The sequence below is a fragment of the Paraferrimonas sedimenticola genome (assembly GCF_002282855.1).
Lineage (GTDB): Bacteria > Pseudomonadota > Gammaproteobacteria > Enterobacterales > Shewanellaceae > Paraferrimonas > Paraferrimonas sedimenticola.
In genome coordinates, this window is record NZ_NRIR01000007.1 from 188,647 (window position 1) to 212,788 (window position 24,142).

The window sequence follows — 24,142 nt, forward strand, 5'->3', positions numbered from 1 at the left end:
TTTTTATAGCCAGGCTTTGAAGCGGCTGAAAAAGCGCTTGTCTATCATTATTATAAGTGACAGCTAATCCGCTGCCATGTTAACGCGCTTCAAATGTCGCAACAAGCGCAGTGACAAGTTCGCCGAAGTTTAATCGAAGCTATATGCTATCTTTCCAGCGTTTTGTACAATGTGAGCCACTGCAATATTTGCACTTTAGTAAACAAAGTTTTGAGCAATTCTGATAACCAACGCAAAGTTCGCTTAGATAAGTGGCTTTGGTCAGCCCGTCTTTACAAGACTCGAGCGCTGGCGCAAGAAATGATTTCCGGTGGCAAAGTCCACTACAATGGACAGCGCACTAAACCCAGTCGTTCCGTCGAAGTGGGTGCAGAAGTTGTTTTACGTCAAGGATTTGATGAAAAAACCATCATTATTGACCAATTGGCTGAAAAGCGGGTGAGCGCCCCGATCGCGGCCACTTTGTATCATGAAACCCAAGCTAGCCTCACCAAACGCGAGCAAGCGGCTGCCCAGCGCAAACTACTGGCCAGTAGTCACCCGCAGCCCCGCTCCAAACCGGATAAGAAGCAGCGCCGTCAAATCATTCGGTTCAAATCCACCGATTAGTTAGAGAATCAATTCATGTCAAATACCAGCCTGGACAGTCTCAATCGCTACATGTTCGAACAAGCCGACGTTCGCGGCCAAATGGTGCAGCTAGAACAAAGCTATCAGCGCATGCTGCAAGGTCACGACTACCCGCTGGCACTGCAGCGTTTAATGGGCGAGCTGCTTTGCGCCACTAGCCTGCTCACCGCCACCTTGAAGTTTGAGGGAGATATCGCCGTACAGCTACAAGGCGATGGCCCGGTATCACTGGCTGTGGTCAACGGCACCCAGAACCAAGAAATGCGCGGTGTGGCACACTACCAAGGCAGTCTAAAAGACGACGCCAACTTGACTGACTTGATTGGCAAGGGACACATGGTAATTACCATTACCCCGGACAAGGGCGAGCGCTACCAAGGCGTGGTCGCACTTGACCAGTCAAGCATTGCCGCCTGTCTAGAGAGTTACTTTGAGCGCTCAGAACAACTGCCAACCAACATCTGGTTGTTTGCCGACGGTCAGCACGCCGCTGGCATGTTGCTGCAGGTTTTGCCGGGCAAAGATTCCGACTTGGCAGGCTTTGAGCATTTGGCCCAATTGACCAACACAATATCTGCAAAAGAGCTGTTTGAGCTCGACGCTGAAAATATTTTGCATCGTTTATACCACCAAGAAGACCTGCGTTTGTTCGACGCGGTAGCGGTGGAATTTAAGTGTCGTTGCTCTAGAGAGCGCTCTGCAGCTGCGATCCGCTCAATTGATCGCCAAGAGTTGGAAAGTATTCTTGCCGACATGGGACATATTGCGCTTGATTGTGACTATTGCGGAACCAAGTACGAGTTTGATTCAATAGACGTCGCAGCTCTGTTTGATGGCAATTTGAGCGATAACCACACCCACTAACCTTCACCGGTCTCCTGGGCGGCGCTCCTACCCCAAGACGTGCTGCCTATCAAAGCTAACCTGCGACATAGCGATCGCGGGGATATAATTCTTATAAAAAGCACAAAAAATGGCAGGGGCCGGCAAACCGGCCCGAGTATCCACAAGGAGACCTAGAATGGTGGATCATCACACCCGTGTTCGACGCAATCTAACCCGCGCCGAGCTGATTGAGTGCGCCTTACAGGCAAACGAAGGCCAACTCGCCGCTAATGGCGCTTTGGTCACCCAAACAGGCCAACGTACTGGCCGCTCGCCCTTAGACAGATTCATCGTAGCTGAGGCCAGCTCTGAGCATCATATCGACTGGGGCAAAGTCAATCGCCGCTTTGACTCTGAGCGTTTTGATGCGTTGTGGCAGCGCGTCAGCGATTACATGAAAGACCGCATTTGCTATCAATCGCAACTGCATGTGGGCGCCTCCGAGCGTCACTACCTGCCCCTGCAAGTCACCACAGAAACCGCTTGGCATCAGTTGTTCGCCAAGAATCTGTTCATCGAGCCTGAGCACTTCAACCCAAGTGAAAAAGGCGAGTGGCAAATCCTCAATGCACCTGGTTTTGAGTGTCAACCCGAGCGCGATGGTACCAATAGCGACGGCGTGGTGATCATTAACTTTGGTCAGCGCAAGGTGTTATTGGCGGGCATGTGTTACGCCGGTGAGATGAAAAAAGCCATGTTCTCAGTGCAAAACTTCTTGCTCCCCGAGCACGACGTGCTGCCCATGCACTGTAGCGCCAACGTTGGTGAGCAAGGCGATACCGTATTGTTCTTTGGCTTATCCGGCACAGGCAAAACCACCTTATCGGCTGATCCCAAGCGATTTTTGATTGGCGATGATGAGCACGGCTGGGGCGATGGCGAAGTGTTTAATATCGAAGGCGGCTGCTACGCCAAGTGCATTAATCTAAGCCAGAAAAACGAACCGGTGATTTGGGATGCGATTCGCTTTGGTACCGTGCTTGAGAACGTAGTACTCGATGAGCAAAAGACCCCGGACTATGACGATGTTAGCTTGACTGAGAACAGTCGCGCGGGTTATCCGCTAGAGCACATCGCCAAGCGCATTGAAGCCAATCGCGGTGCCGAGCCACACGCGATAGTCTTTTTGACCTGCGACGTTTCTGGAGTGCTACCACCGGTTTCAATCTTGTCGAAAGAGCAAGCGGCTTACCACTTCTTGTCGGGCTACACCGCCAAGGTGGGCTCTACCGAAATGGGCTCAAGTGCTGCCATTCAGTCCACCTTCTCCACTTGCTTTGGTGCACCTTTCTTCCCTCGCGCAGCCGCGGTTTACGCCGAGTTGCTGATGCAGCGCATCGAGCGTTTTGGCAGTCAGGTGTATCTGGTCAATACCGGTTGGACCGGCGGCGGTTACGGCGAAGGTCAACGCTTTGCGATTCCAACCACCCGCGCCATTATCGACGCGATTGTCAGCGGCGAGCTTAAACAGGCACAAACCACTCATTTACCTCAGCTCAATCTGAGCGTACCAACTCGAGTGAATGGGGTGGAGTCAATTCTGCTTAATCCACGAGATACCTGGCGCGACGGACAGGCATACGACACTGCAGCGGCGGCACTAGCCAAGGCCTTCAACGACAACTTTAGCCAGTATTCAGTGAATCAGGCGATTGTTGACGCAGGACCACAAGTGGCTGAAATTTAAGCGCAATAACACAAGCGATCGCACAAAAGTCACATGGAGGTGACCTTTGTGCAACAGTCTTCACAAAGCACTCGGCTTACACTGCAAGCATATTCACTTGTCGAACTAGGCCCAACATGAACATTCAAGGATTCGAACCCGTCATCAGCGCAGCTATGCTGTGTGCCCTTGTTAGCAGCTGGAGCATGGCGTTAGCGCCAGATTACAGCGATACCGCGCAAGTGAAACCCAGTCTTGAACGACTGCTGGCGCCACTCTCACAGCAAGCCCCCACAGAAATTCGCGACCGCGGTCTGCAAGTACATCTCGAGGCAGACAAGCACCTAGAGCAATTGCAGCTGGATTATCGCACTAAGTTGGAAGCCAACGGTTGGCAGGTGGTGGAACATCAAGGTGATAACTGGGGCCCGTTTGAAGCCGGTGAGCTGGTTGCCACTCGAAACCACAATCACTTGGTGGTGCAGTTTTCCGCTCACGCCGGTCATGCCGAAATCGATTTGTGCGTGTGGGACCATCAACCTCGCAACGATACTTGCCCAGGCTAAAGGTTAGTCGTCTAGTAGCTCGCTCAGCTCCAGTCGACGGTCGATAAGCGCCAGTTTTTGAGGTTTGCTCAGGCGCTTTACCTTGTGCTCAAGACGGCTAGCACGACTTCTATCGCCAACACTTTGATTGAACACTAAGGTCAAAGGGCCGCGGCCACGCAGTGCCTTGGCCCCTTTGGGAGAGTCTTGATGTTCACCAAAACGACGCGCCACGTCCGTGGTTATCCCCGTGTATAACGCACCGTCTTTGGTTTGAATTAAATAGAGACTGTACTCGCTCACTTCCAGCGTCGCAGTTGGTGGCCTTTAAAGGCATAGAATGCCAGATACACATAGCCTGGCAAGAGCACCCAATAGGCCCACTGCGAATCACCCGAGCTCTCAGCCACCGCACCGTAAAGCAGTGGCATGATAGCGCCACCACTAATGCCCATGATCAACAGTGCCGCGCCAGTGCTGGTGTGCTTACCCAACCCGTCAAGGGCCAACGGCCAAACCGCAGGCCACACCAAGGCGTTCGCCAGACCAAGTAGGGCTAGGAAGAACAGTGAGTTAGGCACAGTGGGTACGCCAAATAGCGCAATCGTAGCATCGGCAATACTGGTGGAGCCGGCCGAGCTAAACATAATGCCCAGCGAGAACAGAATGCCAAACAGCGCCGAGGCTTGTAGGGCTTTTTCTTGGCTGATAAAGCGCGGGATCAGCGCCATGCCAATCACGTATCCCGCCACCATAAAGGCCATGGTGTAACTGGTGAGCATGCCGAAATTCTCGACACCAAGTTGGCGTCCATACATACCGATAGTGTCGCCGGCAATCACCTCTACCCCGACGTATAGGAACAGCGCTACTGCACCCAACACCAGATGTGGATACTGGAAGACTTCTTTAACTGGCGCCTTGTCTTTGCCGTCATCGCCCAAATCCAGCTCAGGCAGCGGCGAGAACTTAATCGCAAATGCCAGCAGTACCAGCACCCCAGCCATCCAAACATAAGGCTCAACCAAGCGATGGGACAACTCGGTCAAGGCTTGGCTACGAGCCACAGCGTCCATCAGTGCCAACTTTTCTTCGCTGAACTGGTCCATGCCCGATAGCATCAAAGCGGTAAACATCACAGGGGCAACGATACCTGCGCCTTTGTTGAGCAAGCCCATGATACTAATGCGCACCGCAGCGCTCTCTTTGGGGCCAATGTGGACAATGTAAGGGTTAGACGCGGTTTGTAAAATGGTGAGACCTGAGCCCATCACAAACATCGCCAGCAAGAACACTGAGTACTCACGGGACAGCGCTGCAGGGATAAACACCAAAGCCCCCAGCGCAATGATCAGCAAACCCAGCATCATGCCCTTGCGATAACCGGTACGCTGCAAAATCATCGACATTGGCAACGCCATCACTGTGTAAGCGATGTAAAAGGCAGTTGCCACCAAGTAGGCTTCCATCTGATTGAGTTCGCAAACGATTTCCAAAAACGGGATCAGCGAGCCGTTGAGCCAGGTTACAAAACCAAAAATAAAAAACAGGGTACCAATAATAGCCATGGGTACCCATTGGGGTTGGGTTGGAGTCTTGTCGATTGCTGCGTCCATATCCTGCATCTTCTAGTTTTTGTTCGGTTTCAAACGCTGTTTTTGACTGGAGAAAGACAAAATGACAGCGGTGTCATTTTGCTAATCTACGTCACTTTTTGAGCAATTGCCAACTTCTTTTTCCAGCGAGAAACTCGTCTGAGCAGACTCGAAAGGGCCAGCGCCGAGCCGCTAATCGCCAAAATGACTGCGAGTACGGAGAGAATCCGCAGCAGCGGATTGTTGAAATCCTCGCCTTGGCCATAGTCCATGATATGAATGCGCCAAAGGGCGTCAAACCAGACCCAGTAGTCGTTACGGGCCGTAATAAACACACCTTGCTGGTCGAAATAAAAGCGAGTGCTTCTGTGGTCGTCAAACTGTGCCTGCCACACCAAGCCGCGCTGACCTAACTCGTCAACCAGACCGAGCCACCGGCTGGGAACTTGGTCTAGAAACTTAACGGAAATCAGTTCCCCCTCCCCTGCGTATCTTTGTTGGGCGTAGGTGCTAATTTGCTCGGGTGACAATGAATCTACTGGCGTAGCGTCGGCTAAGCGAACTCTATGGGTCTGTTTAGATTGGCGATACTCAATCAAAGGACCTGCGGCACTTTGCACCAGTTTCAACGCATCCACTTGTCCTGGGGCAAAAGCCGACGGCCACGGGGTGGTAATTGCGGGCTCAGGCGCCAACCAGTCTTGAGATTTCACCCAAGATTGAAACGGCACCAAAGCAAAGTAGGCGCCGCCAATTAACCAGCCCAGCATCTGAATAAAGATCAGAATGGCTAAACTCTGGTGTACTTTATGCGCCAGCTTTTTCCACGCCATACGTCACGACTCCTTGTGTATCTGGCTTGTGATTCGCGCTAGCTCGGCTGAATGAGCCACTCTAGCGACCAATCGCCGCGCTGGTCAGGGTCTAGCGCAGCGCTGAGTTTTGGCAGTAGCGTTTTTAGTTTGTCATCGAGCTGATAAGGGGCATTGATAATCGCCATCCCAGAGCCGTGCATGCCAAAGTCTTGCGCCTGCGGTGCCACGCTCAGCTCGGCCACCAGCAGATTTTTCACTGGTAGTTTCGACAACTCATCGAGTAACCAAGGGCTTTGGTCGCGATCGCTGGCCAACATGGGGTACCAAATGGCAAAAATTCCAGTGTTCCAGCGCTGGCTGGCTTTTTTCACTGACTTAACGACTTTGGCATAATCGCTCTTAATTTCGTATGAAGGGTCGACTAAGGCCACCCCGCGTTTCACCGGCAAAGGCAAAATCCCAGGTAGGCCCTCAAAGCCGTCGCGATGATGAATACCCACTCGCTCATCACCGCCTAAATTGGCGCGCAAACGGTCAATTTCGTTGTTGTGCAGCTCCATAAGATGGAGCTGGTCTTGGTCGCGCAACCACTGGCGAGCCAGTTCGGGTGAGCCTGGGTAAAAGCGCAATGCATCGCTCGAGTTGTGTGCTGCAATCGCATCAAAATACGGCGCGAGCTCAGGCAGTTGCTCCGCTATCGGCAATAAGCGAGCGATACCCTCAAGGTATTCGCCGGTCTTTTGCGCGGTTTCATCTTGCAAGTCGTAGAGGCCGCCGCCTGAGTGGCTGTCCAAATAGCTAAAGGGCTTAGCCTTGGCTTTAAGCGCATCGATGATCAAACACAAGCTGGCGTGCTTGATAATGTCGGCGTGATTGCCGGCGTGAAAACTGTGGCGATAACTGAGCAAAATTCGCTCCGAGAACAATAACAAAAGCCATAGCCTAGCACAGACATCTGCCTAGCTATAGAACAGCCAGAGGCAAAAACGGCGCCACACAGGCGCCGTCCTCAAGGCCGAGTTGGTGTTAGGCTGAAAACATACCGAATACCATACCAAAGCCAATAGCAACCGCAATGATCAGCGCGAAGCTAATCACGGCGTTGGCTATGGCTTTCCAGATACTAAATTCTTGCACCTCGGAAAGACCCACAATGGATAGCACCATGCCCCAGATCGCAGCAACAATGCTGACTATGCCCATGGCCATCACGAAGAAGGCCAACGCCAGCGAGCCAGACTCGGCAATCGCATTCGGCTCCACATAGCTTTGTCCCAGCCAAGCCACCAGAATAACGCTGAACGGCAACACCAGTAGTGTCGGTGTATTGGCCCAACAAAAGACATCAAACATGCGAGCAAAGCTGGCTTTACCGCCAAGCCAACGACCGGTCAAACGGAATAGCCAAGCGCCAATCATAGCGCCGACAATCCCGCCAATCGGCCCCGCGATTAACGCAACCAAGATGGCAATCGCGGTGCTTTCAATACCCGACTCACCTTGCAACGACTGAGACAGCAGCTGGCCAATACCCGCCAGAGCCGCAATGGCGTAGTTAAAGCCGGGCAAAGGATGGCGCCCCAATGCTTTGAAGGCCTCGCGCGGGTAAAACCAAATCTCCTTAAAGGGGTGACGTAAATCGTCTTCAGGCTCGCTAACGTCTGGCTGACCGTCTTCGGACTCTGCGTACCTTGTTGATTCTGTGGCTTGGCTTGCCCAAGGCGAATCCGCGGATTCCATAGGAGTCGGGCTTGGCTCAACTTGGGCTTGAGTGGCCTCGTCTGGAGTCTGGGACATCGGCTCCGGGACACGAGTTTGCTCAACCTCATCCTGAGGTTGATTAGGATTCAAATCGTCCTTATTCATGAAAGTAACTCTCCTTGCTAAAACAGAGGTTTAGCATGAACACAATTAATCCAAAAAGCTAGTCGACCGCGCCTAGTGGCAAGCTAACTTGGGCTCTAAGTCCACCGCCAATGCGATTGCTCAATCGTATTTCGCCACCGTGGCCGCGCACGACACGACGTACAATGGCCAGTCCTAAGCCTGAGCCAACGCTTCCACGGGCGCTGTCGCCTTGAGTGAAAGGCTGAAACAAGTCTTTGATTTTGTCATCAGGGATCCCAGGGCCGTTGTCTTCAATGCTAAACCACACCGCTTCAGATGACTGGCCGCAGGACAAGCGCACCATGCCATTGCCGTAGCGCAAGGCATTTTCCACCAAGTTACCTATCACCCGCTTGAAAGCGACTGGGTTGAGTTTTAGCTCGGGCAAGGGTTCGAAGTCGGTTTCCAACTCGCTGATGCGATGGCGCTCGGCTTCAGCCACTTCTTTGAGCAATTCACTTAGCGAGCAATCCACTCGGTTCTCTTGCTGATCGGTGCGAATAAAGGCGATAAACTGATTGATGATCTCGTCCATGTCTTCAATGTCATGGGCAATGCCTTGTTGCAGGTATTCATCCTGCTCGCTCATCATCTCGCTAGCCAGTCGAATTCTCGTCAACGGCGTTCTCAAGTCGTGGGAAATGCCCGCCATCAACAGCGCGCGGTCCGCTTCCAGTTGTTTCATGCTATCGGACATCTGGTTGAAGGCCTTGGTTACCGCCTCGACCTCGGCACTGCCTTGCAGAGGCAGAGGGTCTGGGTACTGGCCTTGGGAGACAGAAATCGCCGCCCGTTGTAAGCGCCGCAGCGGACGCGACTGTTGTCGAGCGAATAGCCAGCCACCAAGCACACTCAAGGCGCCGATCACCAACAAATACAAGGTCAGTGGCGATATGTTGGAATCACTTACTCCAGGCAGTGGTATTCGAATCCAAATACTCGGCGCTTGCGGTGGGCGTACCCATACCAAATACTGCTCGCCACTGGTAATTCGCACATCCGCTTCACCACCCAATTGCTCGGACATTTGATCCGATAAAAAGCCGTAATACACCGCTTGTTCTACGCCGTTTTCGCGGGCTTGTTTGGGAGTAAAAATTTGTAGCTCGTCGTCGCGAGACTTGGCTCTAAGTGCCTCGGCGAAGGTGGGATTTTCCGCGGTCAACTCAACCCCGTCGATAAACAACTGGTTGATTTGGCGGCCCATGAGTTCGTTGAGTTGTTGCGAGGTGGGTTTGATAACGTAGACAGCTACAGTGACATAGCTAACCAACTGGTTAATCAGCAGCACGCTACCAATCAATAAGGCTGTTTGGCCAAACGCGCTGCGAGGAAGAAACCGCTTTAACATGACGGCCTAGCGGCTAGAACCGTCCGGAATGAAGACATAACCCAGGCCCCAAACCGTTTGTATGTACCTTGGGTTGGTCGCATCAACTTCAATCAATCGACGTAAACGCGACACTTGCACGTCAATCGAGCGCTCGAGCGCCGAGTAATCGCGACCACGAGCCTGGTTCATGAGTTTGTCACGTGACATGGGCTCGCGCGGATGGCTTACCAAGACTTTAAGCACAGCAAATTCGCCACTGGTCAAAGCGATTTGCTGATCGCCCTTGGTCATCTCACGCGTGGCTAAGTTAAGCTTAAACTCGCCAAACTCCACCAATTCCTCGGTTTGCGATGGTGCGCCTGGGGCTTCGATAACTCGACGACGCAATACCGCTTTGATGCGAGCGAGTAGTTCTCTTGGGTTAAAAGGTTTAGGCAGGTAATCATCAGCGCCGAGTTCAAGACCTATGATGCGATCCACCTCGTCGCCTTTGGCGGTGAGCATCACAATCGGCAGGTTATCGTCCTTTTGGCGCAAGCGGCGACAAATCGACAAACCATCTTCCCCGGGCAGCATCAAATCCAGTACCAGCAAGTGGAAATTCTCGCGCTCTAAAAAGCGGTCCATTTGTTCGGCGTTGGCCGCTGCGCGAACTTGGAATCCTTGCTCCACCAGATAGCGTTCCAAAAGCGAACGCAGTCGCATATCGTCGTCTACTACCAGAATTTTCGAGGTTTCTTGGCCCATGGCCCCATCCTTATGTTCACCGGTTCTTACAGAGTCTACACTAGCATGCCACTAAATCGCTGTTTTTGAATCTAATCTTTTGTGGAGCAAGTATCAAAAATTGTTAGTAATCTTGTCTTAGGCGCGCTGGGCTTTCTCATCCCGCGCGTCAATGCTATAACCAATCTTTTGCCAGCTGGAAGGACAGAGTGCGAACCGCCATTATCACCCGCGAAGGCTTTGACCGACTCAAGAAAGAGTTGGACTTTTTGTGGCGCGAAGAGCGCCCTGAAATCACCAAGAAGGTGGCCTGGGCCGCAAGCCTTGGCGATCGTTCGGAAAACGCCGATTATCAATACAACAAAAAGCGCTTGCGAGAAATCGACCGACGCGTGCGCTACCTGCGCAAAGCCATCGACCGCTTGCAAGTGGTGGACTATAACCCGGTACAAGAGGGCAAGGTGTTCTTTGGCGCTTGGGTGGAAATCGAAAATGAAGACGGTGAGCAACTCAGATTTCGAATCGTTGGCTATGATGAAATCTTTGGCCGCAGCGACTACATTTCGGTGGACTCGCCCATGGCTCGAGCTCTGTTGAAAAAATCGGTGGACGACGAAGCCACCGTCATCACCCCTAAAGGTGAAACTCTGTGGTTCATCAACGCCATTCAATACACAGCTTTTGACTCAGAGTAACTGCAGCGGCATGAGTGTTGTGCCGCTTTGTGTTACTGTGTTTTTCCCGCGAATTTGGAACTTATCCCATGTTGTCGATTAGCCAACTTATTGCTCGTGAACTTGCAGTGGACCCGGCCCAGGTGCAAGCCAGTATCGAACTTATAGACGCCGGCGCTACCATTCCTTTCATCGCGCGTTATCGCAAAGAAAAAACCGGCGGACTCGACGATGGTCAATTGCGCCAACTCGCCAGTCGCTTGAGCTATCTCACCGAACTCAACGAACGCCGCCAAGTGATTCTGGCCAGCATCGAGGCTCAAGGCAAATTGAGCGATGCCCTTAAAGCGCAAATTGAGCAGTGCGATGGTAAGAGTCAGCTCGAAGACTTATATCTGCCCTACAAGCCCAAACGTCGCACCAAAGGACAAATGGCTATCGAAGCCGGCCTAGAGCCACTGGCAGAGCAGTTATTAAACCAAGCAGACGCGGTGCCAGAGGCCTTAGCCGCGGCCGCTATCGATGCCGACAAAGGCTATGCTGACGCCACGGCCGTCCTTGAAGGGGCGGCATATATTCTGATTGAGCGCTTTGCCGAAGACGCTCAGCTTATCGACAAAATCCGTGGCTACCTCAAGCAAAACGCTCGTCTTCAAGCCAAAATAATCAAAGGTCAAGAAAAGGCCGGTGCTAAGTTTCGCGACTACTTTGAGCACAGTGAATTACTGGCAAAAGCCCCTAGTCATCGAGTGTTGGCCATGTTGCGCGGTCGCAACGAAGGAGCGCTGAGCCTGGGCCTAGACCTTAAGCCCGCCGAAGGGCAAGTTCGTCACCCGGGCGAACAAATGCTGCATCAACACTTAGGGCTTAATCTAGGCGACAGTCCTAGAGATGCCTGGCTGGCTCGAGTATTAACCTTGTGCTGGCGCATCAAACTTGCCGCCCATCTTGAAACCGAGCTCCTAAGCGCGCTGCGTCAAGTGGCGGAAGCCGATGCGATTCAGGTGTTTGCCAACAATTTGGGCGATTTGCTGATGGCGGCCCCTGCCGGAGCCAAAGTGACTATGGGGCTAGATCCTGGCCTACGCACTGGGGTTAAGGTGGCCATTGTCGACGCCACAGGTAAGTACCACGCTCACACCACCATCTTCCCCCACGCGCCGCAAAACGCTTGGGATAAATCGGCGCAAACCCTTAACAAGCTTATTGATATGCACAAGGTGGAGCTGATTGCGATTGGCAATGGCACCGGCTCTCGCGAGACCGATAAGCTAGTAGCGCAAGTCTTGTCAAAACGCGAAGGGGCTAAGCCAAGCAAGGTGATGGTATCGGAAGCGGGCGCCTCGGTGTACTCGGCCTCAGAATCAGCCGCGTTAGAGCTGCCGGATTTGGACGTCACCATTCGCGGTGCCATTTCCATCGCCCGTCGTTTGCAAGACCCGCTGGCGGAGCTCGTGAAAATTGAACCCAAAGCCATTGGTGTGGGTCAGTACCAGCACGACGTAAGCCAGAGCCAATTGGCGCAAAGCTTGGATCACGTGGTGGAAGATTGCGTTAACGCCGTAGGTGTCGACGTTAACATGGCCTCTGCTGCCCTGCTGTCACGCGTGGCGGGTTTGAGCAAAAGCATGGCTGACAACATTGTCGCCCATCGAGACGAAAACGGTCCGTTCACACAGCGCAAGCAGTTACTTAAAGTGGCTCGTCTCGGGCCTAAAGCCTACCAGCAATGCGCGGGTTTCTTGCGAATTCGCGGTGGTGAGAACCCGTTGGACAGCTCGGCGGTACACCCAGAGGCTTATCAAGTGGCGCAGAGTATTTGTGAGCACCTCAAGCTCCCAGCCAACGAATTGATTGGCCGCACTGACCTACTCAAATCACTGAACCCGAAAGATTTTACTAGCGATGAGTTTGGTGTGCCGACGGTTACCGACATCATCAACGAGCTAAATAAACCCGGACGTGACCCTCGCGGCGAGTTCAAAACGGCTGAGTTTAAAGAAGGGATTGAGAAAGTCTCGGATTTACAGCTGGATATGGTGCTTCAAGGAGTCGTCACCAACGTTACCAATTTCGGCGCCTTCGTGGATGTGGGCGTTCATCAAGACGGTTTGGTGCACATCTCTAGCCTGGCGGACAAGTACGTCGACGACCCGCGCAAAGTGATTAAAACCGGCGATGTGGTCAAGGTGAAAGTGATGGAAGTGGACGTTGAGCGCAAGCGTATTGGTTTGAGCATGCGCCTCGATGAAAAAGCGCCACCGGCTGGACAGAGCAATCGCGCCAACAAGCCAAGCAAAGGGGCTAAACCGTCTCAAAGACCAACTCAAAAACCTCGCCACAAAGGCAAGCCAAAGTCGGCTCCCGCCAACGCTGCCATGGGCGACGCATTCGCTGCGGCCTTTGCTAAGGCGAAAAAGTCTTAAGCTTCGGTGTCCAGCTCGCTCTCATCGGTTTTGGGAGCGCTGGCACTTTGGTAGGTCTGTTGAATTTGTCGCTGAAATTGGCGCGCTTGCGCCGGTGTTTCAGCGGCTATCCCTTCCGCCTGAGATTGGGCTTGGGTTTGGGCAGACGTCTGAGCATCAATCGTTGGACGAGAAACCACAGGGCGTGCTTCGGCTAACCAATGTTGAACCTTGCCTGATTGCCCGGCTTTGGGTTGATTTTGTCGCTGTTGCTCGTCCCGCTCTTCGCTTTGATTTTGATTCTGACCTTGGTCTTGGCCGTCGAGAGCTTCCACTGCATCCAACAAATCGGCGAACACCAAATGCTCGTCTTTCTGTTTTTCGGTTTTGCGCTGCGCTGCGGATTGCTGGGACTTGGTGGTCTTCTTGATGACAGGTTTTCTGGCCGCATCAGTGCGCGCCTGATCCGTGGCCGGATTGGACGTGGCTATGGGCACCTGCGGAAAATTCGAAACCAGCATAAGGGCATCAATTTATTCACCAAAGTGTTTAAATATTAACCGCTTAATCACTGAAAGAAAAGAGGATTAGTCTAGCCCTAGCCACGCCTTGATGCCATCGCAAAACAGCTGCGGATGGGACACAAACGGCGCGTGATTGGCCTTAGCTAATACCCAGTCCTGACCCTTGTCCAGCGACAGCGCATCCTTTTGCGCAACCGGAGTCAAACCATCTAACCGCCCCCAGACTCTGAGCCAAGGCTGCTCAATTGCCCTCCAGTCGTCGCGCATATCGCAGTTCTCCAGCAGCTTTAGGCCGTCCGCCAGCGCTTGTTGATTGGGTAGCGCTTGGGCCAGCACCGCCTGCTTTAAGCGGCGAATATCTTCGCGAGCACCTTCACTACCCATGGCTTGCAGTGCCAAGAAACGCTCTAGGGTGAGTTTGAGATCTTGGCTCAAGGCGCGCTGAAATTGCTTGAGTACTCTTCGTTGAGTACCGGGCCAATCGCTATCGGCGACAAAGTAAGGGCTGCTAGCCACCGTAATCAAGCCCACCACCTTTTGTGGATAGCGCAGGGCTAATTGACTGGCCACCAAGCCACCAAGCGACCAGCCCAACAAGACGCAAGGTTGGTCGATTTGAGCGGCAATCGCATCGACCCAATCGTTCAGCTGAGCCCCGCTAGTGGAGGCAGAGCCATGCCCTGGCAATGGCAGCGCCTGAAGCGCTAGCCCATGGCTTGATAAGCCGGCGAAAACCGCCGGATTCATACCCCAACCGTGCAACGCCAAGACTGGAAAATGGCTCAAATTCACTCCTTTGGCGGAGGGCGTTGGCAATGCATCGACGGCTATATTGGATGACATGAATTTCTCTTATTGGCGGAAAAAGCTCGTGGTCTGGCTGGGCAGTTTACCCAAGCGCTGCCTGCTGTGCCAGCATTGGCTCAGCGCGCACGAGCATGGGATTTGTGACTATTGCTTTAGCGAGCAACTCACATCGACCCAAAGGTGTTTGGGCTGTTTTCAACCCTTAGCGTTACAGCCACCCTTGTTGTGCTCGGTTTGTCGGCGTAACAAGCAGTTGTTGGTGGTGCATGGGGTGTTATTTCATTCTCAAGTCGGCTTTGGGGTGGCGGCGTTTAAACGCTATGGTCAGTTTGCCTGGCTCATGCCTTTGTGTCGCATACTTGCGTTGCGCCTGCGCAGTCTGTGGCAATCGGGTTTACTGCCTATGGTGGATGCCATCGCTCCAGTGCCGGCGTCTCATTTCGCCCTTAAAAAACGAGGATTTAACCAGTCCAAAGTCATCGCCCTCACTTTGGGACACATGCTAGGGCTGCCTGTGGTTGATTTGTTTCAGGCAAAGTTCAAACGCTCACAGCAAGGCTTAACTCGAAGCCAACGACTAACGAATCTGAAAGGCGTGTTCAGTCAACAAAAAACCGCACCACAGCGTTTGGCGATTGTAGATGATGTGGTGACAACGGGAGCAACCGCCCAGTCATTGGTGCAACTGGTGGAGAAAGATTGTGAAGAGATACAGGTTTGGGTGCTGGCTCGCACCCAAACCCAAAGCTGACTTGCGGGTGTTACAGCGCCATATTTGGCGTTAGCAACACACTGTTGGCGATGATTTTCTCAGTGCCCAGCCAAATGTTGCGGAACACTAAGTTGTCAGCGGCGGCAACCACACGACCTTGACCGTAGGCTTCGACCATCAGCGCATTTTGCTCGGCAAAAGCCTGCTGGTATTCCTTGGCTAGGTATCCGCTCAGTAGCGGAGACTTGGCGTAACTCGCCGCACTGGCAAAGGCTCTGCTCGGCATGCCTAAAGTGATGGCGCGGTTTTTCAACACGGCCAAGCGCTCGCCTTGAGTACCGAACAACAAGGGGTGTGACGGGTCAGAATCCAGTTGTAATATCGCACCACCCACCGCCTTCTTGGCGTTGAAGGCATCGCGATCGCTATAGCTGAGTTGAGAGCCGTCAAACAATTCGGCAAAGTCGCGCTTTTGCTTAACCTTAACGCTTAGTAAGCCTTGTTCTGAGGCCCAAGGAACAGCGTTTTGCAAAGCCACCAGCACACCGCCATTGCGAAGCCAGTTTTTAATCGCGGTTACTTGGTTAGAACTCAAGTCACGGTAGCTACCGTCGCTTAAGACCAAGTGGGTGTAGCGCTTTAGCACAGGTGCCGTCAAACGGTGCTTGTCCACAATGCTAGTTGGGGTGTCCATGGTGCGGTCTAGGTAGTACCACAGCTGGCCAAAGGCCAACTGATTTACCCCAGCACCGCCCAACATGGCCAACTTCACCGGGCGAATGGCGCGATATTCAGGGCTACCCAAATCCGAACCAGAAGCGGCGGCACCACTGTCTACGGCAATCGCCTCAATTTGATACTGTTCCAACATAGGCTGCATTAGTGTCTGCAACTCGGCTGGCGTGTACTTAGGCTGATCCGATGGGATCATCAAGAAACCGGCCGACAAACTCAGCGGCTTGCCTCGGTAAGTCAACGTGGCGCCTTTGGTAGCGGACTTAACCACAACCCCTTGCGACGTTAGCGCTTGCGCCAATGCCGGAGCGCGACCGTGGCGGTAATCCACCAACCAGTATAGAGCGTCGTCGTTCAGTGAATAATCGCCGCGCGGTGCGGTATCGCTTAGCTGCGCCGATTTTGGCGAAGCATCTTCGCCCAGACTCATGTCAAAGGCGCGCGCCATGTGCCACGACGAAATGTCGTAAAACACGTTCTCAGCGAACTCGGTGCGACTGTCGAACAGACTGTGCAACAGTGGCGCCTGCGCTTGCTGATACGGCAAGTACAAACCGCCAGCCGGGGTATAGGTTTCACCCTTGTGAGTGATGTTCTGCTTTAAGTAACGAAACTCAACCTTGTGCTGGGTAAGCAGGCTTGCCAACTGATCGCGGCGGTAGCTATCACCGGCAGCTTCAATCAGGTAACCCTTGCGCGAGCGACTGTTGGCAAGCGCTTCTTTAAAAAATTCGCTTTGGTAGCTCTTTAGCTCATCAGCCAGCGCCGCCGAGCCTTCTAAAGTAGAAATCGAGGTCAACCATTGGTTGCGAATGGCGCGCTGTAGGGTCAACACGCCATTGTCTGAGTCCTGTGCGTGGCCACGAGCCGAGGCTTGCTCAAACAAGATGCCCACCGAGCCGTTAATGTCTGGGTAAGTCGAGCCTTTACCGTAGAAGAAATCATCAAAACGCTCGCGAGAGAAATACGCCTGACGCACGCCGTCCAATGCCTTTTGGTGGAACTTGGCAATTTGGGCGGTTAACTCTTGGTTCATTGCTGGCGTTAGCGGATTGGTGCGGCTTGGAACGCCCGGCTGGAAGAAGTAGGTGGAGTTGTGGCCCATCTCGTGAAAATCACCCACCACGTGTGGCAACCACTGTTGGAATAACTTCACACGCCCTTGTGACTCAGGGTGACGCAAGAACAACCAGTCGCGGTTAAGGTCTTGCATGTAGTGATTCACACGACCCGCCGGCCAAGGCTGTTTGTGCTCTCTGTGGTGGTTATCCGAGACGATGTTTTGGCCCTTGTGGGCGTTAGCCCAGTTGGCGAAACGATCCATGCCGTCTGGGTTTTGGCTTGGAGTGATCAGCACCAGATTGTTCTTGAGCAGGTCTTTTACCCAGGCTTCTTCACTGGCGGCCAAGTAATAGCTCATTAGCATGCCAACATGCGCGCCGCTGGCTTCATCACCGTGAATTGAGTAGGCCAGCCAAATCACCGTTGGACCGTCTTGTTTGGCACCGGTGCGCACCTTGGCGCGCTCGGCCATCAATTGCTCTTTGTTGGCGATTAGGCTTGGGTCGCCGATGAGCAAACTACGCTGAGCGCGACGCTCGTGGGAGTAGCCACTGTCTAACAGGGCAACGCGCTCACTTTGAGCTGCTATCAGTTGAATGTAACCGTTGAGTTGGTCGTGACGCAGGTGCCATTCACCTACGGGGTAACCAAGGTAGTCGGTTGGGTGAGTGATATCAGACTGATAACTCACGTCGGGCAATACAGGGTTAGCGAAAGCGGACGGCCATACCAAACAGGCCATCAGCAGCAACAGGGCTCTGAACTTCATAGCGAGTTTAAGTCCTTTATTATTCTAATTTTATCGTAATTGATTAAGGCGACGAGAAGCGCACTTGCAGGCTCACGTTATCATTGTCGCTGCTGATTGGCGAATTTTTAGCTGTTGCCAAATGTGTCGAAAGTCCCAAAGCGATTGTAACCAAGAGTACAAAGACTACCGCTTGAGTTTGAAGCCATGTATGATTGGCGTCTATTTCTTGACTAATTTACTCAGATAAAGCTAATGGAGCGGTTGTAATGATTGCCATTTCCGAGTCTGCCCAGGCGCACTTCGCCAAGTTGTTGGCCGACCAGCCTGAAGGCACCCACATTCGTGTGTTCGTAATTAATCCTGGAACTCCATCAGCCGAGTGCGGCGTGTCTTACTGCCCGCCTGACGCTGTGGAAGAAGAAGACATTCAACTAGAATTTGAAAGCTTTAAGGCCATGGTTGATGACAAAAGCGCGCCTTTCCTAGAAGACGCCTCAATTGACTTTGTTACCGACCAACTGGGCAGCCAACTAACCCTTAAGGCACCAAACGCCAAGATGCGCAAAGTGTCTGATAATGCGCCGCTAGCCGAGCGTTTGGATTATGTGATTCAAGCGGAAATCAACCCGCAATTGGCCAGCCACGGCGGTCACATCGTACTGACTGAAATCACCGAAGAAGGCGTTGCTGTGATCCAATTCGGCGGCGGTTGTAACGGTTGTTCCATGGTAGATGTGACTCTCAAAGACGGTATCGAAGGTCAGCTTCTTGAGCGTTTCGCTGGCGAGATCACCGGTGTGCGCGATGCTACCGAGCACCAACACGGCGAGCACTCTTACCAATAAGACAAGCTTGTAGCTTGGACTTTAAGCGCGAGCGCGTTGCGCGGCCTCCCAGGCCTGCATGATGCGTTTGCGCTCACTTCCCCAACGATAATGCCCTACCTCTCCACTGCCTAAGATCACTCGATGGCAAGGGATCAAATACGCGATTTCATTGGCCGCCATGGCCGAGCCTACCGCGCGTGACGCTTTGGGTGAATTGGCCATACTCGCCAGTTGGGCGTAGGACACCAACTCCCCTTGGGCGACATTAAGCAGGGCTTGCCACACCTTTATTTGAAAGTTGCTTCCCTTGAGTAGCAAATGTAGAGGTTCATTGCCCGAGTTGGCAAACACTCGCTGCGCCCAAGGTTGGGCGTCTCCCGCCTGCCAATTGGCAAGTGGCCAGCTGGTCTTTAGACGGTCTAACGGCTGCTGTTCATTATCGACAAAAGCGAGGTAGCAAAGCCCGCGCTCGCTCCAACCAAACAAGGCCTCACCAAATGGCGTCGCTGCCACACCATAGCCCAAATTTAGCCCCTCTCCACGGCGCTTGATTTCACCGGGCGTGAGCGCCTCGCAAGTCACCATCAGATCGTGCAATCGACCTGGGCTAGATAGCCCGGCACTCAAACTGGCTTCAAGCACTGAGTCGCTGTGTTTCAGCGCTGCGAGCGCATGTTCCTTGGTGAGATACTGTAAGAACCGCTTAGGCGACACCCCGGCCCAACGGCTGAACTGCCGCTGCAAGTTGGACTCGCTCATGCCCACTGCGCTAGCCACTTGCCCCAGCTCGGGTTGGTCTTGAAAGTTAGCCTGTAAATACTCGATGGCCTGACCAATCTGCTGATAAGCGCGAGATACCTCATCCATGGGCACGCCTCCTTTGTTTAAACCATTGCAGCGGATTAAAGCCGGTGATCAGCATGGTGCCACTAACTACAACTAGCCCGCCAAGGAGTGTGTGCCAACCGATAGACTCGCCTAAGAACCACCAGCCCCACAGCATGCCAAACAGCGGAATCAAATAAGCCACCGACAAGGCCGAGGTCGCCCCAACTTGATCGATAAGGCGGAAATACAGCAGGTAAGCCACACCCGAGCAAACGATGCCCAAAGCCAACACGGCCAAGGAGCTGTTTAGGCTAGGAAGCGCATCCGGCAGATTGGTCGGTTGCAGTGGCATCAACAAAATAGCCGCCGCCCACAAGCAACCGTGGGCATTACCAAACGCCCCTGCTGCCTTGCCCCGTTTGGAGGCGTAGTTTGACGCCAAGGCATAGCAAAATGCGGCAAAGCCGGCGGCTAGTAACCCTAGAGTGCTGGCCTGCCAAGCACCATCTGAGGTCAGAATCACCACGCCAGATATGCCTAATAACAAGCCAAACACTTCCGATTTTTGTGGCAGGCGTTTTTGGTCCACCGCGTTGACCACCGAGCCCCACATGGGCGCGGTAGCGTTGAGAATCGCCATCATGGCCACCGACAGTTGGGTGGCGGCGTAGCTGTAGAGCAAGAAAGGTAGTGCGGAGTTAAGTAGCCCCACCACCAGAAAATAGCGCCAGTACTGGCGCGCATTTAACACGCGCTTGGTGATTAGCGCGACGATGGCCAAGAAAATCGCTGCCAATAACAAACGCAGCTCGGTCAGCAAGGGCACCCCAAACTCGTCCACCGCGACGCGCATGAACATAAATGAGCTACCCCAGATAGCTGCCAGCAATACTAATTGGACAGCGCTTTGCCAGCCCATGCGTTCTCCTGCTAAACCTATAATCTCAATCAAACCCAAACAGGCATTGGCCGTTTCGGGTCTAGCCACTATAGTGGCAATAGACACCGGCTGACCACCCGATTCTTGCACAGCGACCATGACCGACGATCAACTGAGCCAACAACTGCCGTTTTTATGCCAGCTCGACGCCGATTTGGCCAAAGCTTTTGAAAGCCTTGGCGCACCGCCGGCGCGAGTTCGTCCAGCGGGGTTTCGCACGCTACTGAACATTATTGTCAGTCAGCAGATCTCAGTGCACGCGGCACGAGCGATTCAGGGGCGCTTGGACGTTCTACTCGATGGTGGAGATGCACAAACTTGGCTAAGTCTGGACGAGCAAGCCATCATAGCTGCGGGTTTGTCTGCCCGAAAACGCCAATACGCCCAAGGCTTGGCCCAGGCCCTAGTGTCGGGTAGTTTGGATTTGGATTCGCTCGATTCCATGTCAGACACCGATGCCATTGACGCTGTCACCCAACTTAAAGGCTTTGGCCGTTGGAGTGCTGAGATCTATTTGATGGTGTCGCACCACAGACAAGACATATTTCCCGCCGATGACATCGCACTGCAAACCGCACTCGCTAGGCTCAAAGGATTGGATGAGCGTCCGAGTGCCAAGCAGGCAAGAGAGCTGACCGAGCATTGGGCGCCTTATCGCAGCGCTGGTTCCCTATTGCTTTGGCACTATTACCAGGGTGCCCCTACTTAAGGCTGTGACCAAGAAGCTGACCCCTATAAGCCCATAAACCCTGTCCAGCTAGCGGCTGATAAAACCACCTCGAGCAAGACGCCAGCGGTAATGGCCGTATAGGCTAATGCCTCGCGCCAGCATAAATACCGACAAGGCTGCCCACAGTGCGGTATTGCCCAAATCAGACATTAACCACCACAGTGGGAAAAACACCACAAAGGCGCTGAAGATCATACTGTCGCGCATCTGCTGGCCTTTGGCGGCACCGATATAGATACCATCCATCAAGTAGCACAAGAAGGACAGCAAAGGCAGCGCCACCACCCAAGGTAGATAGGTCAGCGCGTACTCGCGTACTTCGCTGATTCCTGTCATCAAATGAATCAGCGCCGAGCCAAATAAGCCAAAGGCCAAACTGAATATCAGAGCTGAGCCAAAGCCCCAAATCAGATTCAATCGCACCGCTTTATTGAGAGCCTGATTCTCACCCTGGCCATAAGCACGGCCCACTTGAGCTTCAGCCGAATAGGCAAAGCCGTCCAGCGCGTAGGAAATTAGCATCAGGAAGTTGAGTAAAATCGCATTAGCCGCCAGAGGAATATCGCCTAAGCGCGCCCCTTGAAAGGTCATGAAGGAGAACACGGCTTGCAAGCAAGCGCTGCGAATGAAGATATCGCGATTGAGCGCTAGCAAGCTGCCAAGGCCAGCCAGTTTGGCGTACTTTTGTAACGTGCCTAGCCAAGTCTCGCCAAGACTGCGCAGTTGCCCTCTAGTGAACCACAAGAGCAACAACATGCTGCCAGTTTCGGCCAGCAAGGAGGCCCAGGCCACTCCGGCCACGCCCCAACCAAGACCGATGACGAACCAGAGATCCAGAGTCAAATTCAAGCAGTTGGTCAGAATGACCGCATACATCGCCAGCTTGGACTTCTGTCGTCCAAGTAGCCACCCCATTAGCACCAAGTTCACCAAGGCCATCGGTGAGGCCCATACTCGAATCTCAAAATAGCGCTGCGCTTGCTCGCTGACCTCGGCACTGGCGCCCGCCAGCCAATGAGCTAACTGCCAAATCGGCCATTGCAGCAGCAAAATCCCAAAAGCGATCACCAGAGCGACCATAAGCCCTTGAGCTAACAATTGAATTTGCGCTGCGCTATCATTGGCGCCGAATGACTGGGCTACCTTGCCGGTAGTAGCCATGCGCAGAAACCCCATGAGCCAGAAAATCAGGGTTATAATCATAGATCCGACCGCCACACCGCCAAGGTAATACGGCTGGTCCATGTGACCAATGACCGCGGTGTCCACCAAACCCAACAAGGGCGAGGTGATATTGGATAGGATCATCGGCAGCGCTAACGCCAACACAGCTTTGTGGTTGACCGCTTGCAGCGCACTCTGACTCATAGCATTCCTTAGAGGTAAAAAGTGAAACAATTGTTCGTGGGTCTAGCCCTTTGTTTGGCCGCCGTAAGCGCCAAAGCCGCGGTAATCCTGCAGTACCACCACGTCGCAGACGACACCCCTCGCTCCACTAGTCTGACAGTGGAAGCCTTTGAGCAGCAAATGCAGTACCTCAAAGACCGAAATTTTCAGGTCATCGCTTTATCTGAGCTAGTCGCCGCCATTCAGCAAGGTAAAGCACTGGCAGAAAACACTGTGGTGATCACCTTTGACGATGGTTATCAGAACAACTTCGACAACGCGCGTCCGATCTTACGCCAACACGGCTTTCCTTACACTGTGTTTGTTGCCGCGGAGCCGATTCATCAAAAGCAGCGCCCCATGATGTCGTGGCAGACCCTCAAACAAATGGCGGACGAAGGTGCGGAAATTGCCAATCACTCATGGTCGCACAATCACTTGGTCCATCGTCGCACTGACGAAACCCACAGTCAGTGGCTGGCTCGAATTCAGGGCGACTTGCAAAAGGCCGAGCGCGATATTGAGAAATACACGGGCCAATCCTGGAAAACCCTAGCCTATCCTTTCGGCGAATTTGATGCGGACTTGAAAAACCTACTCAAACAAATGGGCTATGTGGGCATTGGCCAACACTCAGGTGCCGTGGGGTTGACTAGCGATCTACAAGCTCTGCCTCGTTTTCCCATGGCCGATGCCTTTGCCGACATGGACAGCTTTAAACTTAAAGTCAGTAGTCGAGCGTTTGAGATTGAGTCGGTGACACCCGAGAACCCAGTATTAGCTCACGAGGATAGCCGTCCTGTACTGACCGTTACTCTAAACACAAAAGATATCAACAAGAATGGATTGATGTGCTTTGTGCAAGGGCAAGGAGCGAAAGCACCGACTTGGGTGTCGGATAACCAGTTCACCGTAAAAGCAGACCAGCCGCTGAGCATTGGTCGCTCGCGCTACAACTGCACCGCACCTAGCTTATCGAGTAAGGGTTACTACTGGTTTTCGCAACCTTGGCTCAGAGCCAAGGCCGACGGTAGCTTTCCTAAAGGCTAGCCGCCTCGATCAACACGCCGACGTCATGCGCCACATCGTCGGCTTTCACCATCGCCAGCTCACCTGGCTTGAAATCCTTGGGCTTAAGCAGCGCCACTAACTGGCCTTGGGGGTTAATCAGGGCCACTGCGGCGCTGTGATCGACCTGATAATCTTCTGGGTCGTCACCGTTCATGGCGTACACCAAACCCAACTGTTGTGTCAGCGGGTATAGCTGAGGGTGCTCACCCCGCACCGCCACAAACTCAGGATTAAAGTAGTCCATGTACTGCTTAAGTTTTTGCTGAGTATCGCGCTTAGGGTCCACAGACACTAACACCACTTGCAACTGGTCCTGCAGGCCCACCTGCTGATGGGCGCGCTTTAGCTGCAACAAGGTGGTCGGGCAGATATCCGGACAAAAGGTGTAGCCGGCAAACAACAGACTCCATTTGCCTTTAAGGCGCTGTTGGTCAAAGACTTGGCCGTTCTGATCGGTCAGCTGAAACGGCGCTAGCTGCTTCGGTACTGGGTATACCAAAGCCGAACGCGGTGGAGTTGGCGCAGGCTTGTATTGCTGCAAGAACACCCCTGCACCTAATGCGATTAGCGCCACCAATCCAAATACCCAATTGACCGCCTTACCCATG

The 24,142-nt window shown here is 53.3% G+C and carries 24 protein-coding genes; 10 read left to right on the plus strand and 14 right to left on the minus strand.

The window, feature by feature from the left end; all coding sequences use genetic code 11:
• Positions 1 to 210 precede the first annotated feature (210 nt).
• From hslR to CLC93_RS13435, 4 genes are all read left to right on the plus strand, one after another.
• Positions 211 to 609, plus strand: a complete 399-nt coding sequence (gene hslR / locus CLC93_RS13420; protein WP_095506493.1) for a ribosome-associated heat shock protein Hsp15 — start codon at positions 211 to 213, stop codon at positions 607 to 609.
• 15 nt (positions 610 to 624) lie between these two features.
• Positions 625 to 1,494 (plus strand): Hsp33 family molecular chaperone HslO, encoded by an 870-nt coding sequence (gene hslO / locus CLC93_RS13425; RefSeq protein ID WP_095506494.1) that lies wholly within the window; start codon positions 625 to 627, stop codon positions 1,492 to 1,494.
• Between the two features lie 157 nt (positions 1,495 to 1,651).
• Entirely contained in the window at positions 1,652 to 3,202 is a 1,551-nt protein-coding gene (locus CLC93_RS13430; RefSeq protein WP_095506495.1) for a phosphoenolpyruvate carboxykinase, read from the plus strand.
• Positions 3,203 to 3,318: 116 nt separating this feature from the next.
• Positions 3,319 to 3,747 carry a hypothetical protein gene (locus CLC93_RS13435; protein ID WP_141237398.1) on the plus strand — a complete coding sequence of 143 codons (429 nt, stop codon included), beginning with the start codon at positions 3,319 to 3,321 and terminating at the stop codon, positions 3,745 to 3,747.
• Between the two features lie 3 nt (positions 3,748 to 3,750).
• Here CLC93_RS13435 and CLC93_RS13440 read toward each other — a convergent pair whose 3' ends face one another.
• From CLC93_RS13440 to ompR, 7 genes are all read right to left on the minus strand, one after another.
• Positions 3,751 to 4,029 carry a GIY-YIG nuclease family protein gene (locus CLC93_RS13440; protein WP_095506497.1) on the minus strand — a complete coding sequence of 93 codons (279 nt, stop codon included), beginning with the start codon at positions 4,027 to 4,029 and terminating at the stop codon, positions 3,751 to 3,753.
• Positions 4,026 to 5,342: a sugar MFS transporter gene (locus tag CLC93_RS13445; RefSeq protein WP_245837164.1), complete on the minus strand. Its 1,317-nt coding sequence runs from the start codon at positions 5,340 to 5,342 to the stop codon at positions 4,026 to 4,028. Before CLC93_RS13445 ends, CLC93_RS13440 begins: the two co-directional genes overlap by 4 nt.
• A gap of 86 nt (positions 5,343 to 5,428) precedes the next feature.
• The gene (locus CLC93_RS13450) at positions 5,429 to 6,154 is read right to left on the minus strand and encodes a hypothetical protein (protein ID WP_095506498.1); all 726 of its coding nucleotides are present in this window, start codon (positions 6,152 to 6,154) and stop codon (positions 5,429 to 5,431) included.
• Positions 6,155 to 6,192: 38 nt separating this feature from the next.
• The gene (locus CLC93_RS13455) at positions 6,193 to 7,044 is read right to left on the minus strand and encodes a 23S rRNA (adenine(2030)-N(6))-methyltransferase RlmJ (RefSeq protein ID WP_095506499.1); all 852 of its coding nucleotides are present in this window, start codon (positions 7,042 to 7,044) and stop codon (positions 6,193 to 6,195) included.
• Between the two features lie 118 nt (positions 7,045 to 7,162).
• Positions 7,163 to 8,002 carry a Yip1 family protein gene (locus CLC93_RS13460; protein WP_095506500.1) on the minus strand — a complete coding sequence of 280 codons (840 nt, stop codon included), beginning with the start codon at positions 8,000 to 8,002 and terminating at the stop codon, positions 7,163 to 7,165.
• A gap of 58 nt (positions 8,003 to 8,060) precedes the next feature.
• The gene (gene envZ, locus CLC93_RS13465) at positions 8,061 to 9,374 is read right to left on the minus strand and encodes a two-component system sensor histidine kinase EnvZ (protein ID WP_095506501.1); all 1,314 of its coding nucleotides are present in this window, start codon (positions 9,372 to 9,374) and stop codon (positions 8,061 to 8,063) included.
• A gap of 6 nt (positions 9,375 to 9,380) precedes the next feature.
• Positions 9,381 to 10,103, minus strand: a complete 723-nt coding sequence (gene ompR, locus CLC93_RS13470) for an osmolarity response regulator transcription factor OmpR (protein ID WP_095506502.1) — start codon at positions 10,101 to 10,103, stop codon at positions 9,381 to 9,383.
• Positions 10,104 to 10,291: 188 nt separating this feature from the next.
• Here ompR and greB point away from each other — a divergent pair, with 188 nt between their 5' ends.
• Both greB and CLC93_RS13480 read left to right on the plus strand, forming a co-directional pair.
• Positions 10,292 to 10,777 (plus strand): transcription elongation factor GreB, encoded by a 486-nt coding sequence (gene greB / locus CLC93_RS13475; RefSeq protein WP_095506503.1) that lies wholly within the window; start codon positions 10,292 to 10,294, stop codon positions 10,775 to 10,777.
• A 68-nt stretch (positions 10,778 to 10,845) separates the two neighbouring features.
• Entirely contained in the window at positions 10,846 to 13,182 is a 2,337-nt protein-coding gene (locus CLC93_RS13480; RefSeq protein WP_095506504.1) for a Tex family protein, read from the plus strand.
• On the opposite strand, the gene CLC93_RS13485 is transcribed toward CLC93_RS13480, so the two are convergent.
• A complete protein-coding gene (locus CLC93_RS13485) occupies positions 13,179 to 13,682 on the minus strand; it encodes a hypothetical protein (protein ID WP_095506505.1) in 504 nt (167 codons plus the stop codon). The genes CLC93_RS13480 and CLC93_RS13485 overlap by 4 nt on opposite strands.
• 66 nt (positions 13,683 to 13,748) lie before the next feature.
• On the minus strand, positions 13,749 to 14,528 hold the full coding sequence (gene bioH, locus CLC93_RS13490; RefSeq protein WP_095506506.1) for a pimeloyl-ACP methyl ester esterase BioH: 780 nt from the start codon (positions 14,526 to 14,528) through the stop codon (positions 13,749 to 13,751).
• On the opposite strand from bioH, the gene CLC93_RS13495 reads away from it, so the two are divergent.
• A complete protein-coding gene (locus CLC93_RS13495; protein ID WP_095506507.1) occupies positions 14,527 to 15,243 on the plus strand; it encodes a ComF family protein in 717 nt (238 codons plus the stop codon). The two genes, bioH and CLC93_RS13495, sit on opposite strands and share 2 nt — an antisense overlap.
• 10 nt (positions 15,244 to 15,253) lie before the next feature.
• Here CLC93_RS13495 and CLC93_RS13500 read toward each other — a convergent pair whose 3' ends face one another.
• Positions 15,254 to 17,770, minus strand: coding sequence for a M14 family zinc carboxypeptidase (locus CLC93_RS13500; RefSeq protein WP_095506508.1), 2,517 nt, complete (start codon positions 17,768 to 17,770; stop codon positions 15,254 to 15,256).
• A 248-nt stretch (positions 17,771 to 18,018) separates the two neighbouring features.
• On the opposite strand from CLC93_RS13500, the gene nfuA reads away from it, so the two are divergent.
• Positions 18,019 to 18,597: a Fe-S biogenesis protein NfuA gene (nfuA, locus tag CLC93_RS13505; RefSeq protein WP_095506509.1), complete on the plus strand. Its 579-nt coding sequence runs from the start codon at positions 18,019 to 18,021 to the stop codon at positions 18,595 to 18,597.
• A gap of 21 nt (positions 18,598 to 18,618) precedes the next feature.
• Here nfuA and CLC93_RS13510 read toward each other — a convergent pair whose 3' ends face one another.
• Positions 18,619 to 19,446, minus strand: a complete 828-nt coding sequence (locus CLC93_RS13510) for a methylated-DNA--[protein]-cysteine S-methyltransferase (protein ID WP_095506510.1) — start codon at positions 19,444 to 19,446, stop codon at positions 18,619 to 18,621.
• Positions 19,439 to 20,326 carry a DMT family transporter gene (locus CLC93_RS13515; RefSeq protein WP_095506568.1) on the minus strand — a complete coding sequence of 296 codons (888 nt, stop codon included), beginning with the start codon at positions 20,324 to 20,326 and terminating at the stop codon, positions 19,439 to 19,441. Before CLC93_RS13515 ends, CLC93_RS13510 begins: the two co-directional genes overlap by 8 nt.
• Positions 20,327 to 20,444: 118 nt before the next feature.
• Between CLC93_RS13515 and CLC93_RS13520 the strand changes: the two genes are divergently transcribed.
• Positions 20,445 to 21,056 carry a DNA-3-methyladenine glycosylase family protein gene (locus CLC93_RS13520; RefSeq protein WP_095506511.1) on the plus strand — a complete coding sequence of 204 codons (612 nt, stop codon included), beginning with the start codon at positions 20,445 to 20,447 and terminating at the stop codon, positions 21,054 to 21,056.
• Positions 21,057 to 21,104: 48 nt separating this feature from the next.
• Here CLC93_RS13520 and CLC93_RS13525 read toward each other — a convergent pair whose 3' ends face one another.
• The gene (locus CLC93_RS13525; RefSeq protein ID WP_095506512.1) at positions 21,105 to 22,445 is read right to left on the minus strand and encodes an MATE family efflux transporter; all 1,341 of its coding nucleotides are present in this window, start codon (positions 22,443 to 22,445) and stop codon (positions 21,105 to 21,107) included.
• A 21-nt stretch (positions 22,446 to 22,466) separates the two neighbouring features.
• On the opposite strand from CLC93_RS13525, the gene CLC93_RS13530 reads away from it, so the two are divergent.
• Positions 22,467 to 23,513 carry a polysaccharide deacetylase family protein gene (locus CLC93_RS13530; RefSeq protein WP_245837165.1) on the plus strand — a complete coding sequence of 349 codons (1,047 nt, stop codon included), beginning with the start codon at positions 22,467 to 22,469 and terminating at the stop codon, positions 23,511 to 23,513.
• On the opposite strand, the gene CLC93_RS13535 is transcribed toward CLC93_RS13530, so the two are convergent.
• Positions 23,503 to 24,141 (minus strand): SCO family protein, encoded by a 639-nt coding sequence (locus CLC93_RS13535; protein WP_095506513.1) that lies wholly within the window; start codon positions 24,139 to 24,141, stop codon positions 23,503 to 23,505. The two genes, CLC93_RS13530 and CLC93_RS13535, sit on opposite strands and share 11 nt — an antisense overlap.
• Position 24,142 lies beyond the last annotated feature (1 nt).